Below are 14,535 nucleotides of genomic sequence, written 5' to 3'. Positions count from 1 at the left end.
CTCAGTAGAATCGCGTTTTTCATAGCAAGGGCTTGAGCAATGTTGACCGTTGTTGCATTTGTCGTTGCGCTGGCCGTTTTGATTGCCGTGCACGAATATGGCCACTACCGCGTGGCCGTGGCTTGCGGCGTGAAAGTGCTGCGTTTCTCGCTGGGGTTTGGCCGCCCCCTGCTGCGCTGGAAGAAAAAAGGCGCAGACACCGAATTCGTCATCAGCGCCATTCCGCTGGGCGGCTATGTGCGCATGCTCGATGAGCGTGAGGCGCCGGTTGCCGCGCATGAGCGCCATCTGGCCTTCAATGTGCAGCCGCTGCGCTCGCGCGCGGCCATCGTGGCCGCAGGGCCGCTGGCGAATCTGCTGCTGGCCGTGCTGCTCTACGCCTGTGTGAACTGGGTGGGTGTGCGCGAGCCCGCGGCCATTGTCGGCACGCCACCGGCTGCCAGCATGCTGGCCCAGGCGGGCATGCAAGGCGGTGAAGAAATTGTGTCCATGGGTTTCCCCGATGCGGAGCCAGAAGCGGTGCGTTCGCTTGACGACCTGCGCTGGTTTGTGGCGCAGGCTGCACTGGGTGGCAAGGATGTGGTGCTGAGCGCCCGCCCCGGTGCCGGCGCTGCAGAGCGCAGCTACCGCTTGCCGCTGTCAAGCATCGATGCCCGTGAGGCCGATGCCAAGCTGGTCGAAAAAATTGGGTTGACCCATCCCTGGACTGATGCCGTGCTGGGCGACTTTGAGGCGGGCAGTGCAGCGGCCCAGTCGGCGCTGCGCAAGGGCGACAAGGTGCTGTCCATCGATGGCCAGCGCGTGGGCGATGGCGGCGAGCTGCGCCGCATGATTCGCGCATCGGGCGAGCAGGGCGTGCCTGCCTTGCAGGACTGGCTGGTGTCGCGCAACGGCGCGCAGCTGCATGTGCCGGTGCAGCTCGCGCAGAGCGAGGACAAGGGCAGCAAGATCGGCCGCCTGGGCGCCTTCATCGGCGCGCCGCCTGCGATGGTGGATGTGCGCTATGGCCCCTGGGAAGGCCTTGCCCGGGGTGCGCAAAAGACCTGGGAAGTCTCGGCGCTGACGGTCAAGATGATGGCCAAGATGGTCATCGGCCAGGCCTCGCTGCAGAACATCAGCGGGCCGCTGACGATTGCCGAATACGCGGGCAAATCTGCCGAGGTCGGCCTCACCCAATACCTGGCCTTTTTGGCCCTGATCAGCGTCAGTCTGGGCGTGCTCAATCTGCTGCCGCTGCCGGTGCTCGATGGCGGTCACCTGATGTATTATCTTTGGGAGGCTGTCACTGGCAAGCCACCCACCCTGCAATGGATGGAGCGCTTGCAAAAAGGCGGTATAGCCGTTTTGCTGCTCATGATGTGCATTGCGTTCTTTAACGATTTGTCTCGGCTCTTGGGCTGACTTTCTTGCCCCTGCTGCATAATGAGCGGCTCTGGTTGCTATCACAAATGACATATTCCATCCCTTCTTCGCTTCTTCGCAAGACCACGGCTGCAGCTGCGTTGATGCTGCTTGCCAAGCTGTCGTGGGCTTTGGACCCATTCACTATCCAGGACATTCGTGTGGAAGGCCTGCAGCGCGTAGAGCCGGGCACCATCTTCGCGTCCATGCCTTTGCATGTGGGCGATGACTACAACGACGAAAAGGGATCGGCAGCCATTCGCTCCTTGTTCGCGCTGGGCCTGTTCAAGGACGTGCGCCTGGAAGCCAATGGCAATGTGCTGGTCGTGGTGGTGGAAGAGCGCCCCACCATTGCCAACGTCGACTTCCTGGGCACCAAGGAGTTCGACAAGGACGCGATGAAAAAGGCCATGCGGGATGTGGGCCTGACCGAAGGCCGTCCTTACGACAAGGCCCTGACCGACCGCGCCGAGCAAGAGCTCAAGCGCCAGTACATCAACAAGAGCCTGTATGCCGCCGAGGTGGTGACCACGGTCACGCCTATCGAGCGCAACCGCGTGAACCTGACCTTCACCGTCACCGAAGGCGATGCGGCCAAGATCAAGGAAATCCACATCAGCGGGAACAAGGACTTCAAGGAATCGACCTTGACCGACCTGTTCGACCAGGACACCGGCGGCTGGCTCAGCTGGTACACCAAGAGCGACCGCTACTCCAGCTCCAAGTTCAACGCCGACCTGGAGACGCTCAAGTCCTACTACCTCTCGCGTGGCTACCTGGAGTTCCGCATCGAGTCGACCGAAGTGTCGATCTCGCCGGACAAGGAGCGCATCTCGATCAACCTGCAGATCCATGAAGGCCCCAAGTACGTGGTCTCGGGCGTCAAGCTCGAAGGCAACTACCTGGAGCGCGAGGACGAGTTCAAGTCGCTGATCTCGATCAAGCCCGGTGAGCCCTACAACGCCGACCGCGTGACCGAGACCACCAAGCGCTTTACCGACCACTTCGGCAGCTTTGGCTATGCGTTCTCGCGCGTGGAAGCGGTGCCCGAGATCGACCGCGAGAACAACCGCGTTGAGCTGGTGCTCAAGGCCGAGCCATCGCGCCGCGCCTATGTGCGCCGCGTGAACGTCGCTGGCAACAACCGCACGCGTGATGAGGTCGTGCGCCGCGAAGTGCGCCAGTACGAGGCGTCCTGGTACGACTCGGACAAGATCAAGCTCTCACGCGACCGCGTCGACCGCCTGGGCTTCTTCAACGATGTCGCGATCGACACACAAGAGGTGCCCGGCGCGCCCGACCAGGTTGACGTCAACGTCACCGTGCAGGAAAAGCCCACCGGCTCGCTGCAGTTGGGTGCCGGTTACTCCAGCGCTGAAAAGGTCTCGCTGACCTTCGGTATCAAGCAGGAAAACGTCTTTGGCTCGGGCAACTACCTGGGTATCGACGTCAACACCAGCAAGTACCACCGCACCCTGGTGGTGAGCACGACCGACCCCTACTTCACGCCGGACGGTATCTCGCGTACCTACGACATGTACTACCGTACCGACCGTCCTTATGACGAGCAGGGCGGCAACTACCAGATCGTGACCACCGGTGCCAGCGTGCGCTTTGGTATTCCGTTCAGCGAACTTGACACCATCTATGTCGGCGGCGGCTTGGAGAACACCCGCATCAAGCTGGGCACCAACATGCCGGCGGCCTACCTGGATTACGCCACCCGCTACGGCGACACGAGCCTGAACTTCCCGCTGACCCTGGGTTGGTCGCGTGACAGCCGTGACAGCGCACTGGCGCCCAATTCGGGCCGCTTCCAGAAGCTGAACTCCGAATGGTCGCTGTTTGGTGATGCCCGCTACCTCAAGGGCAATTACCAGATCCAGCAGTACCTGCCGCTGAACAAGCGCTACACCATTGCGCTGAACGGCGAGGCCGGCTGGGGCAAGGGCATGGGCGGCAAGGTCTTCCCCGTGTTCAAGAACTACTTCTCCGGTGGTCTGGGCTCGGTGCGCGGCTTTGAGCAAAACACCCTCGGTCCCCGTGACGTGACCGGCGCGACGCTGGGCGGCTCCAAGAAGGTCACCCTGAACGCCGAGTTCATCGGCCCGATGCCCGGCACCGGCAACGATCGTACCTTCCGCTGGTTTGCCTTTGTGGACGCGGGCAATGTCTGGGGTGACGAGCAGGATTTGAAACTGAATGAAATGCGTGCGTCTGCAGGTATCGGGTTGAGCTGGATTTCCCCACTGGGACCGCTGCGTTTGGCGTATGCTCAGCCATTTCGCAAATTCACAGGCGATAAAATCCAGAAATTGCAATTCCAAATCGGAACATCTTTCTAATGAAAACCGTATCTCGTTCTTTCCCATTGCTGGTATTGGCAGCAGCGCTGTCCTTTGGCGCTGCAGCGCAGGCCCAAGAGTTCAAGGCAGGTTTTGTCAATACAGATCGCATCTTCCGCGAAGCCAACGCCGCCAAGGCTGCGCAAACCAAGCTGGAGGCCGAGTTCTCCAAGCGTGAAAAAGACCTGCTGGACCAGGGCAATGCCCTGAAGACCGCTGGCGAAAAGTTTGAGCGTGATGCGCCAACGCTGTCCGAGAGCCAGCGCGTGACGCGCCAGCGCCAGCTGGTGGACCAGGACCGTGAATTCCAGCGCAAGCGCCGCGAATTCCAGGAAGACCTCAGCGCCCGCAAGAGCGAAGAGCTGTCCCAGGTGCTCGAGCGTGCCAACAAGGTCGTCAAGCAAGTGGCCGAGCAGGAAAAGTACGATGTGGTGCTGCAAGAAGCGGTCTACATCAACCCCAAGTTCGACATCACCGAAAAGGTTCTGAAGGCCCTGAACGCTTCTGCCCCTGCCAAGTAAGACAGAGGTACGCGTGAGCCTGCAGCTAGTTCAGATCATTGAGGTCCTGGGAGGGGCGCTTCGGCAAGGAGATCCAGCGATGGAGATCCAGGCGATTGCCTCGCTCGAAGATGCCGGTCCGCAGGACTTCAGTTTTCTCAGCAACCCCAAGCTGCAGGCCCAGATGCTGGCCTCTAAGGCCGGCTGCATCGCCGTCAGTGCGCAGATGCAGGAGCAGGCGCGCCAGCGTGGCGGCGCCTTCCTGGTGGTGGACAACCCCTACCTCTACTTTGCGCGGCTGACACAGCTGTGGCGCAAGCACCATGCGATACGCCCGGTGCCCGCCGGTATCCACCCCTCTGCGGTGGTGGAAGAGGGTGCCATCGTGCACCCTTCTGCGTCCATTGGGCCGCTGTGCCATGTCGCCAGCGGTGCCGTCATCGGTGCCGATTCGGTGCTGACCTCGCGGGTGACCGTCGGGGCCGACTGCGTGCTGGGCGAGCGTGTGCTGGTGCAGCCCGGTGCGGTCATCGGCGGCGACGGCTTTGGCTTTGCCAATGAGGACGGGCGCTGGATCAAGATTGAGCAATTGGGTGGTGTGCAGATCGGCGATGATGTCGAGATCGGCTCGAACACCTGCATTGATCGCGGAGCGCTGCGCGACACGATCATTGCCAATGGCGTGAAGATCGACAACCAGGTGCAGATCGGCCATAACGTCGAGATTGGTGAGCATTCGGCCATGGCCGGCTGCGTCGGCATCGCCGGAAGCGCCAAAATCGGACGCCAATGCACGATTGGAGGGGCTGGAATGATTCTGGGCCACCTGGAAATCGCCGACAATGTACATATTTCGGCGGCCACCGTGGTCAGTCGCTCGATCAGGCAGCCAGGTCAGTACACCGGCTTCTTTCCTATCGACGACAATGGCAGCTGGGAAAAGAACGCCGCTACCCTAAAACATCTCCATGCGTTGAGGGACCGAATCAAGGCCTTGGAGCAAACTCAGAAAAACGGCTAAGCCGAGTTCACAATGATGGATATTCAAGCAATTCTCAAGCAGCTGCCTCACCGCTACCCCTTCTTGCTGGTGGATCGCGTGCAAGAGCTTGAGCGCAACACCCGCATCAAGGCGATCAAGAACGTCACCTTCAATGAGCCGTTCTTTACCGGTCACTTCCCGGGCCGCCCTGTGATGCCTGGTGTGCTGATCCTGGAAGCCTTGGCGCAGGCCGCTGGCCTGCTGGCCTTTGATGCCATGGGCCAGGTGCCCGATGAAAACAATATCTACTACTTTGTCGGTATCGACTCGGCGCGCTTCAAGCGCCCGGTGGTGCCGGGAGACCAGCTGGTGCTGGAGATCACCATTGACCGCGTGCGCGGCGGTATCTGGAAGTTCAATGCCGTGGCCAGCGTGGAAGGCGAAGTCGCCGCAGAAGCACAGCTGATGTGCACCATGCGCCACGTGGAATAACGGTAGATGACGGCGGTCAGTCCCATCCACCCCACGGCGATCGTTGACCCTGCGGCCCAGTTGCACCCCACGGTGTCAGTTGGGCCGTACGCAGTTATTGGCCCCCAGGTTTGCATTGGCGCCCACACCAAGGTGGGGACGCACTGCGTGATCGAGGGTATCACCACGATCGGTGAATCCAATGTGATCCATTCGCATGCTGCTCTGGGCGGCGTGCCGCAGGACAAGAAATACGCAGGCGAGCCGACCCGGCTGGAGATTGGTGACCGCAACACCATTCGCGAGTTCTGCACCTTCAACACCGGCACCGCCCAGGATGGCGGCGTAACCCGTGTCGGCGACGACAACTGGATCATGGCCTATGTGCATATTGCCCATGACTGCCAGGTCGGCAACCAGACCATCCTGGCCAACAATGCCACCTTGGCCGGTCATGTACATGTGGCCGACTGGGCCATCATTGGTGGTCTGTCGGGCGTGCACCAGTTCACCAAGGTGGGCGCCCATGTGATGGCCGGTTTTGCCAGCCATATCAGCCAGGATGTACCACCGTTCTGCATGGTCGACGGCCACCCACTGGCGGTGCGTGGTCTCAACCTGGAAGGCCTGCGCCGGCGCGGTTTCAGTGCCGAGCGCCTGGCGGTCATCAAGCAGGCCTACCGGCTGCTGTACCGCAGCGGCTTGACCTTGCAGGCGGCTGTTGAAGCGCTGGACAACCTGCAGGGCAGCTGCGAGGCCGAAGCCCAGGCCGATGTGCAGCTGATGCTCGACTTTCTGCAGCAATCCAAGCGCGGCATCGTGCGCTGATGGCTGTGCCTGCCGTCATGGACCCGCAGCAAGAGATGTTTTTGGCCATGGTGGCCGGCGAGACCTCGGGCGACCTGCTCGCTGGCCTGGTGCTGCAGGGCCTGGCTGCTGATTTTCCCGGCCTGCGCTCGGCTGGCATTGGCGGGCCGCGCATGGCCCAGGCCGGCTTTGAGGCCTGGTGGCCCAGCGAGCGCCTGGCCGTGCATGGCTACAGCGCCGAGCTGGTACGCCGCATCTGGGGTATTTTGCGCATCCGCAAGCAACTGGTGCAGCGTTTGAAGGCGCAGCCGCCCCGGCTGTTTGTCGGCGTCGATGCGCCCGATTTCAACCTGGGTGTCGAAGAGCGCCTGCGTGCCCAGGGCATCAAGACGGTGCATTTTGTCTGCCCTTCGATCTGGGCCTGGCGCCCAGAGCGGGTGGAGAAGATCCGCCGCTCGGCCGACCATGTGCTGTGCATTTTCCCGTTTGAGCCCGCGTTGCTGGCCCAGCACGGCATTGCCGGCACCTATGTGGGCCATCCGCTGGCCAATGTGATCCCGCTGCAGCCCAACCGTGCAGCGGCACGCCAGCAGCTGGGCTTGCCGCTGGAGGGCGAAGTGCTGGCCCTGCTGCCGGGCAGCCGCGCCTCGGAAGTCAGCTACATCGCCAAGCCATTCTTTCTGGCCGCCGCGCGCCTTTTGCAGGCGCGACCTTCGCTTACAATCGTCGTCCCTGCCGTTCCGGCTTTGCGCGCACGCATTGATGCGCTGGCTGCTGAATGCGGGATATTGGAGCGCATCCGGGTACTGGATGGCCAGTCGCATCTGGCGCTGGAGGCCTGTGACTGCACTTTGATCGCCAGCGGTACCGCCACCTTGGAGGCGGCGCTGTTCAAGCGGCCCATGGTCATCAGCTACCACATGCATGCCATCAGCTGGCGCTTGATGCGCCGCAAGCAGCTGCAGCCCTGGGTGGGCCTGCCCAATATCCTGTGCCAAGACTTTGTCGTGCCCGAGCTCCTGCAAGAGGCGGCGACGCCCGAGGCCTTGGCCGAGGCAGTGGCGCAATGGTTGGACGCGCCACGCCTTGATCCAGCACGCCTGGCCCAGTTGGAGCAGCGTTTTCATGACCTGCACCTGGAACTGCGCAGGGATACCCCAAAGCTTGCTGCCGATGCCATCCAAAAAATTCTCTCTGCCTGACCAGGCCTCCTTGCCTTGGCATCCGCCGGGCTTGGTTGCGGGTGTGGATGAGGCAGGGCGGGGCCCCTTGGCGGGCCCGGTGGTGGCGGCAGCGGTCATTCTGGATGAGCGCTCGCCCATTGCCGGGCTGGCTGATTCGAAGAAGCTCACGGCGCGCGCCCGCGAGCGCCTCTATGACGAGATCTGCGGCAAGGCGCTGTGCTGCTCGATTGCGCAGGCCTCCGTCGAAGAGGTCGATGGCCTCAATATCCTGCAAGCCACGATGCTGGCCATGCAGCGTGCGGTCAATGGCCTGCGCCTCAAGCCCGTGCGCGTGCTGGTCGATGGCAACCGCATTCCGCGCCTGGAGATGCCGGCCGAGGCCATCGTCAAAGGCGATGCGCTGGTGCAGGCCATCTCGGCCGCATCGATCCTGGCCAAGGTGCACCGGGACCGCTGGTGCCAGGACATCGACCGGCTCTACCCGCAGTACGGCTTTGCCGCGCACAAGGGCTATGGCACCGCTGTGCACCTGGCGGCGCTGCAGAGCTTTGGCGCCTGCCCGGAGCACCGGCGCTCGTTCTCTCCGGTGGCCCAGGCAATGGCCTTGGTCAAGACGGGCGCCTAAACCTCCGCCCTCGCTGTTTGCAGGCGCCAAGCCTGCGCAAAGGAATCATCTGTGTCCCCTGCTGCGCATCCTCCCGTTTTTATCCAGTCGCGTGACAATGCCTTGGTCAAGGATTTGCGCCGTTTGATGGAAGAGGGTGCGGCCTACCGCAAGCAGGGGCGCTACTGGATCGAGGGCGACCACCTCTGCCGCGCAGCGCTGACGCGTGGCGTCAAGCCGGCAGTGGCCGTGTTCTCCGAAAAATTCTGGCAGTCGCCCGAGAACGTCTATGCCCATGCGGCCGCTCGCAACATCGTCATCGACACGGCCTTGTTGGCCAGCCTCAGCCCGCTGCCATCGCCTGCGCCTTTTGGCTTTTTGATGGACCTGCCGCTGCAGCAGGCGGGTATCCAGCCCGGCGTGGCGGCCGTGGTGCTTGACCGTGTGCAGGATGCCGGCAATGTGGGCTCCATCTTGCGCAGTGCCTCGGCCTTTGGTTTTGGCCAGGTGATTGCGCTCAAGGGATCGGCTGCGCTGTGGAGCGGCAAGGTGCTGCGCGCCGGCATGGGTGCGCATTTTGCGCTGCACCTGGTCGAGAATGCCTCGCAGGACGATGTGCTGGCCTTGCAGCAGCCGCTGCTGGTCACCAGCTCGCACCAGGGTGACTGGCTGCACCGCGCCGCCTTGCCCTGGCCTTGCACCTGGGTCATGGGCCATGAGGGGCAGGGCGTGTCCGAGCCCTTGCAGGCGGTGGCCCACCAGCACATCCGCATCACCCAGCCTGGGGGCGAGGAGTCGCTCAATGTGGGCGCGGCAGCGGCCATTTGCCTGCATGCCAGTGCGGCAGGCCGCGCCGATTGATGCGGCTGCGGCGGGCACTGGGGTAGGCTCTGCCAGTAATAACGAGTATGCGCATTGCGTAAATTTGCTGTTGCAACTACGCTCTGCGTTGGTGCACTTCTGCGCAGAGTGTGTAATTTTTAGCGATTTGACCCTCAAATCATCCCCTGCCTCCACTCAGATTGCAGCTTGCACGCTACAATGGGTGGCTTTCAAGTAATCACGTCGCCCGGCTGCACTCAAAGCAATCTCTCATAAGCACAGTCTTCGCGGTGATCCTCAGGGACACCACAGACTCCGGGCGACCCGTAACCATCCGGAGAACCCAGTGTTTTTGTCTCAACAGAGCGCGTTTCCTCCCGCCATCCTGGCGCTCGCAGACGGCACGGTCTTTATTGGCAACTCAATCGGTGCGCAAGGCACCACGACCGGCGAAGTGGTGTTCAACACCGCGATGACCGGTTACCAGGAAATCCTCACCGACCCCAGCTACTGCCAGCAGATCGTGACACTCACGTATCCGCACATCGGTAACTACGGGATCAATGCGGAAGATATTGAGTCCGACAAAGTCTTTGCTGCTGGCCTGATCATCAAGAATCTGCCCCTGCTGGCCAGCAATTTCCGAAGCACGGAAACCTTGTCGGAATACCTGGTCCGCAGCAAGACGGTCTCCATCGCCAACATCGATACCCGCAAGCTCACCCGCCTGCTGCGCGACAAGGGTGCGCAAAACGGCGCCATCGTCGGTCTGGCTGCTGGCGAGCAGGTCTCGCAGGCGCGCATCGACGAAGCCATCGCCGCCGCCCAGGCCGCGCCCAGCATGAAGGGTCTGGACCTGGCCAAGGTGGTCAGCGTCTCGCAGTCCTACGAATGGGTGCAGACCGAGTGGCAACTGGCGCGCGCCGATGGCACGCCCGGCTACGGCAAGCTGCAGGACCATGCCTTCCACGTGGTCGCCTATGACTATGGCGTCAAGAAGAACATCCTGCGCATGCTGGCTGAGCGCGGCTGCCGCGTGACGGTGGTGCCCGCCCAGACGCCTGCGGCCGAAGTGCTCAAGTACCAGCCCGATGGCGTCTTCCTGTCCAACGGCCCTGGCGACCCGGAGCCCTGCGACTACGCGATCGACGCTGCGCGCACCATCATGGACAGTGGCGTGCCGACCTTTGGTATCTGCCTGGGCCACCAGATCATGGCGCTGGCCTGCGGTGCCAAGACCTTCAAGATGCAAAACAGCCACCACGGTGCCAACCATCCGGTCAAGGATCTGGACTCGGGCCGCGTCTGCATCACCAGCCAGAACCATGGCTTTGCCGTGGACCTGGACACCCTGCCGGCCAACACCCGTGCCACGCATGTGAGCCTGTTCGATGGCACCTTGCAAGGCATGGAGCGCACCGACCGCCCGGCCTTCTGCTTCCAGGGCCACCCCGAAGCCTCGCCAGGCCCGCATGACGTGTCGTACCTGTTCGACCGTTTTGTGAACCTGATGCGCGAGCACAAGAAGGCCTGATGCCAAGCGCCTGTTGCCCGCGCCCGAACCTGCACACGATGAACCCAAGGAATCTGCTGCCGTGAAACTGTTTTCTTTTCCTGTCGCCACCTTAGAGAAAGCGATCAGCAAACGCATCATGACCTTGCCTGCCGAGCACAAGGAATGGTTCATGGCGCGCTGGCAGCAAAAGCCCTACAAGAAATCGTTCCTCGACAACAAGGCCTTGCCGCTGGTGACCATCGTGTCCAAGTGCAAGACCATGACGGACGAGGAATTCGACCAGGTGATGGCCGAGTGGGACGCCAAGTTCTACGAAGCCGAGGCGCAGGTTCTGCGCCCCATGGTGCAAGGGGATGGCCTGCTGCAGCTGATGCAAAAGAGCCTGCCCGAGGCCCGTGTCCTGGCCATTTTGAACAAATTAGATACCGACCGCGTATAAACCCAGCGCTGGGCGGCTGCCTACCAGGGTAGCCAGCCAGCGCGCGCGACTGCAAGGCGAGCCTCATGTCTAAACGCACCGATCTCAAAAGCATTCTCATCATTGGCGCTGGCCCGATCATCATCGGCCAGGCCTGCGAATTCGACTACTCCGGCGTGCAAGCCTGCAAGGCGCTGCGCGAGGAGGGCTACAAGGTCATCCTGATCAACAGCAACCCTGCGACGATCATGACCGACCCGGCCACAGCCGATGTCACCTATATCGAGCCCATCACCTGGCAGACGGTCGAGAAGATCATCGCCAAGGAGCGCCCCGATGCCATCCTGCCAACCATGGGTGGCCAGACCGCGCTGAACTGCGCGCTGGACCTGTGGAAGAACGGCGTGCTCGACAAGTACAAGGTCGAGCTGATCGGCGCCAAGCCCGAAGCCATCGACAAGGCCGAAGACCGTCTCAAGTTCAAGGACGCGATGACCAAGATCGGGCTGGGTTCGGCCCGCTCGGGCATTGCGCACAGCATGGAAGAGGCCTGGGATGTGCAGCGCCAGGTGGGCTTCCCCACCGTGATCCGCCCCAGCTTCACCCTGGGCGGCACCGGCGGCGGCATTGCCTACAACCCCGAAGAGTTCGAAGTCATCTGCAAGCGCGGTCTGGAGGCATCGCCCACCAACGAGCTGCTGATCGAAGAGTCTCTGCTGGGCTGGAAAGAGTACGAGATGGAAGTGGTGCGCGACACCGCCGACAACTGCATCATCGTCTGCTCGATCGAGAACCTGGACCCGATGGGCGTGCACACCGGTGACTCGATCACCGTGGCCCCTGCCCAGACCCTGACCGACAAGGAATACCAGATCCTGCGCAATGCCTCGCTGGCCGTGCTGCGCGAGATCGGTGTGGACACCGGTGGCTCCAATGTGCAGTTCTCGATCAACCCCAAGGACGGCCGCATGGTCGTCATCGAGATGAACCCTCGCGTCTCGCGTTCGTCGGCACTGGCCTCCAAGGCCACGGGTTTCCCGATTGCCAAGATCGCCGCCAAGCTGGCCGTGGGCTTCACCTTGGACGAGTTGAAGAACGACATCACCGGTGGCAAGACCCCCGCGTCGTTCGAGCCGACCATCGACTACGTGGTCACCAAGATCCCGCGTTTCGCCTTCGAGAAGTTCCCGACGGCCGACAACCGCCTGACCACGCAGATGAAGTCCGTGGGTGAAGTGATGGCCATGGGTCGTACCTTCCAGGAGTCGTTCCAGAAAGCGCTGCGCGGCCTGGAAGTGGGCGTGGACGGCATGAACGAAAAGACCCAGGACCGCGAGATTCTGGAAAAGGAACTGGGCGAGCCCGGTCCCGACCGCATCTGGTATGTGGGCGATGCCTTTGCCGCCGGCTGGTCGCTCGATGAAGTGCACAACATCACCAAGATCGACAAGTGGTTCCTGGTGCAGATCGAAGAGATCGTCAAGCTGGAACTGGCACTGGACAAGCACACCGAAGCCCAGGGCGATGACAAGGCGCTGGCCGCACTGTCGGCCGATGATCTGCGCAGCCTCAAGCAAAAGGGCTTTTCGGACCGCCGCCTGGCCAAGCTGCTGCACACGAGCGACAAGGCCGTGCGCGAAGCGCGCCATGCGCTGAATGTGTGCCCCGTGTTCAAGCGCGTCGATACCTGCGCGGCCGAGTTCTCGACCAACACGGCCTATATGTACTCGACCTACGACGAAGAGTGCGAAGCCCAGCCCAGCGACAAGAAAAAAATCATGGTGCTCGGCGGCGGCCCCAACCGCATTGGCCAGGGTATCGAGTTCGACTACTGCTGCGTGCACGCGGCGCTGGCGATGCGCGAAGATGGTTATGAAACCATCATGGTCAACTGCAACCCCGAAACCGTCTCGACCGACTACGACACCTCGGACCGCCTGTACTTCGAGCCGGTGACTCTGGAAGACGTGCTGGAAATCGTGGCCGTTGAAAAGCCGGTGGGCGTGATCGTGCAGTACGGTGGCCAGACCCCGTTGAAGCTGGCGCTGGCGCTGGAAGAGGCCGGTGTGCCGATCGTCGGCACCACGCCGGACATGATCGACGCGGCCGAAGACCGTGAGCGTTTCCAGCAGATGCTGCAGACGCTGAACCTGCGCCAACCGCCCAACGCCACCGCGCGTACCGAGGCGCAGGCGATGGAGCACGCCCGCGAGCTGGGCTACCCGCTGGTGGTGCGTCCCAGCTACGTGCTGGGCGGCCGCGCGATGGAGATCGTGCACGAAGAGCGTGATCTGGAGCGCTACATGCGTGAAGCGGTCAAGGTCTCCAACGACTCGCCCGTGCTGCTGGACCACTTCCTGTCCAACGCCATCGAGTGCGATGTGGACTGCGTGCGTGACCGCACCGGCAAGGTGTTCATCGGCGGCGTGATGGAGCACATCGAGCAAGCGGGCGTGCACTCCGGTGACTCGGCCTGCTCGCTGCCGCCTTACTACCTGAGCAAGGCGACGGTCGACGAGATCAAGCGCCAAACCGCGGCCATGGCCGAAGGCCTGAACGTGGTGGGCCTGATGAATGTGCAGTTCGCGATCCAGGAGCGCGACGGCAAGGACATCATCTATGTGCTGGAAGTGAATCCTCGTGCATCGCGCACGGTGCCTTTTGTCTCCAAGGCCACCGGCATCCAGCTGGCCAAGGTGGCCGCACGCTGCATGGTGGGCGACACGCTCGAAGAGCAGGGCATCACCCAGGAAGTGACGCCACCGTACTTCAGCGTCAAGGAAGCCGTGTTCCCGTTTGTCAAGTTCCCCGGTGTGGACACCATCCTCGGCCCCGAGATGAAGTCCACCGGTGAGGTGATGGGTGTGGGCAAGACCTTTGGCGAAGCCTATGTCAAGAGCCAACTGGGTGCAGGCACCAAGCTGCCCCGCTCGGGCAAGGTGTTCCTGACCGTGAAGAACGCCGACAAGCCACGCGCCGTGCAGATTGCCAAGGAGCTGGCGAGCATGGGCTTCCAGCTCTGCGCCACCCGTGGCACTGCGGCTGCGATTGCCGATGCCGGTATCGAGGTGCAAACGGTCAACAAGGTGACCGAGGGCCGCCCCCACATCGTGGACATGATCAAGAACAATGAAATTGCGATGGTCATCAACACCGTGGAAGAGCGCCGCAACGCCATTGCCGACTCGCGTGCGATCCGCACCAGCGCTTTGCTCGCCCGCGTGACCACCTTCACGACCATCTTTGGTGCCGAGGCCGCTGTCGAAGGCCTGCGCAACATGGATGACCTGGAGGTGTACTCGGTGCAGGAGCTGCACGCCAGCTTGCAGCACTGATCGCATCGCCGTTGGCCGATTTTTGTTGCAAGGCTCAAAAATCGGCATAATAGAGACTGCCTCGCAACCGCCGCGCTCCCCAGCGCGGCGGTTTGCTTTTGAACCCCCGCCGCATAGCAGGCGGATGATGTCTATCAGATGCCAGCCACA

General features: G+C 62.2%; 12 protein-coding genes. All 12 read left to right on the top strand.

From position 1 onward, the window contains the following. Positions 1-39 precede the first annotated feature (39 nt). The 12 genes from rseP (at position 40) to carB (ending at position 14,385) form a co-directional block, all read left to right on the top strand. Entirely contained in the window at positions 40-1,401 is a 1,362-nt protein-coding gene (rseP, locus tag WH367_RS13790) for an RIP metalloprotease RseP (RefSeq protein WP_339536545.1), read from the top strand. Between the two features lie 104 nt (positions 1,402-1,505). Beyond that, positions 1,506-3,746 carry an outer membrane protein assembly factor BamA gene (gene bamA, locus WH367_RS13785; RefSeq protein ID WP_373604917.1) on the top strand — a complete coding sequence of 747 codons (2,241 nt, stop codon included), beginning with the start codon at positions 1,506-1,508 and terminating at the stop codon, positions 3,744-3,746. Continuing rightward, positions 3,746-4,267 (top strand): OmpH family outer membrane protein, encoded by a 522-nt coding sequence (locus WH367_RS13780; protein WP_021026564.1) that lies wholly within the window; start codon positions 3,746-3,748, stop codon positions 4,265-4,267. The genes bamA and WH367_RS13780 overlap by 1 nt, the downstream gene beginning before the upstream one ends. A 13-nt stretch (positions 4,268-4,280) precedes the next feature. Continuing rightward, the gene (lpxD, locus tag WH367_RS13775) at positions 4,281-5,267 is read left to right on the top strand and encodes a UDP-3-O-(3-hydroxymyristoyl)glucosamine N-acyltransferase (protein WP_339536544.1); all 987 of its coding nucleotides are present in this window, start codon (positions 4,281-4,283) and stop codon (positions 5,265-5,267) included. A 12-nt stretch (positions 5,268-5,279) separates the two neighbouring features. Then, a complete protein-coding gene (fabZ, locus tag WH367_RS13770; RefSeq protein ID WP_021026566.1) occupies positions 5,280-5,720 on the top strand; it encodes a 3-hydroxyacyl-ACP dehydratase FabZ in 441 nt (146 codons plus the stop codon). A 6-nt stretch (positions 5,721-5,726) separates the two neighbouring features. Then, positions 5,727-6,527: an acyl-ACP--UDP-N-acetylglucosamine O-acyltransferase gene (gene lpxA, locus WH367_RS13765; RefSeq protein ID WP_021026567.1), complete on the top strand. Its 801-nt coding sequence runs from the start codon at positions 5,727-5,729 to the stop codon at positions 6,525-6,527. After that, entirely contained in the window at positions 6,527-7,708 is a 1,182-nt protein-coding gene (lpxB, locus tag WH367_RS13760) for a lipid-A-disaccharide synthase (protein ID WP_339536543.1), read from the top strand. The genes lpxA and lpxB overlap by 1 nt, the downstream gene beginning before the upstream one ends. Further along, complete coding sequence (rnhB, locus tag WH367_RS13755; RefSeq protein WP_027010822.1) at positions 7,680-8,315, top strand: ribonuclease HII; 636 nt, start codon at positions 7,680-7,682, stop codon at positions 8,313-8,315. Before lpxB ends, rnhB begins: the two co-directional genes overlap by 29 nt. Before the next feature lie 51 nt (positions 8,316-8,366). Next, positions 8,367-9,155, top strand: coding sequence for a TrmH family RNA methyltransferase (locus WH367_RS13750; RefSeq protein WP_339536542.1), 789 nt, complete (start codon positions 8,367-8,369; stop codon positions 9,153-9,155). Between the two features lie 307 nt (positions 9,156-9,462). Next, the gene (gene carA, locus WH367_RS13745) at positions 9,463-10,650 is read left to right on the top strand and encodes a glutamine-hydrolyzing carbamoyl-phosphate synthase small subunit (RefSeq protein ID WP_021026571.1); all 1,188 of its coding nucleotides are present in this window, start codon (positions 9,463-9,465) and stop codon (positions 10,648-10,650) included. 61 nt (positions 10,651-10,711) lie between these two features. Continuing rightward, the gene (locus tag WH367_RS13740) at positions 10,712-11,071 is read left to right on the top strand and encodes a hypothetical protein (RefSeq protein ID WP_027010823.1); all 360 of its coding nucleotides are present in this window, start codon (positions 10,712-10,714) and stop codon (positions 11,069-11,071) included. A gap of 65 nt (positions 11,072-11,136) precedes the next feature. Further along, positions 11,137-14,385 (top strand): carbamoyl-phosphate synthase large subunit, encoded by a 3,249-nt coding sequence (carB, locus tag WH367_RS13735; RefSeq protein WP_339536541.1) that lies wholly within the window; start codon positions 11,137-11,139, stop codon positions 14,383-14,385. The last annotated feature ends 150 nt before the right edge of the window (positions 14,386-14,535 follow it).

The sequence above is a fragment of the Comamonas sp. MYb21 genome (assembly GCF_037479395.1).
In the GTDB taxonomy this organism is placed as follows: Bacteria; Pseudomonadota; Gammaproteobacteria; order Burkholderiales; family Burkholderiaceae_C; genus Comamonas.
Note: the sequence above shows the minus strand (reverse complement) of the source record. Positions and strands in the feature narration are given on the sequence as shown.

Coding starts and splice junctions, on each gene's coding strand:
- fabZ (WP_021026566.1), top strand. CDS start 5,280: ATGATGGATATTCAAGCAATTCTCAAGCAGCTGCCTCACCGCTACCCC.
- lpxB (WP_339536543.1), top strand. CDS start 6,527: ATGGCTGTGCCTGCCGTCATGGACCCGCAGCAAGAGATGTTTTTGGCC.
- rnhB (WP_027010822.1), top strand. CDS start 7,680: ATGCCATCCAAAAAATTCTCTCTGCCTGACCAGGCCTCCTTGCCTTGG.
- carB (WP_339536541.1), top strand. CDS start 11,137: ATGTCTAAACGCACCGATCTCAAAAGCATTCTCATCATTGGCGCTGGC.
- bamA (WP_373604917.1), top strand. CDS start 1,506: ATGCTGCTTGCCAAGCTGTCGTGGGCTTTGGACCCATTCACTATCCAG.
- WH367_RS13780 (WP_021026564.1), top strand. CDS start 3,746: ATGAAAACCGTATCTCGTTCTTTCCCATTGCTGGTATTGGCAGCAGCG.
- lpxA (WP_021026567.1), top strand. CDS start 5,727: ATGACGGCGGTCAGTCCCATCCACCCCACGGCGATCGTTGACCCTGCG.
- rseP (WP_339536545.1), top strand. CDS start 40: ATGTTGACCGTTGTTGCATTTGTCGTTGCGCTGGCCGTTTTGATTGCC.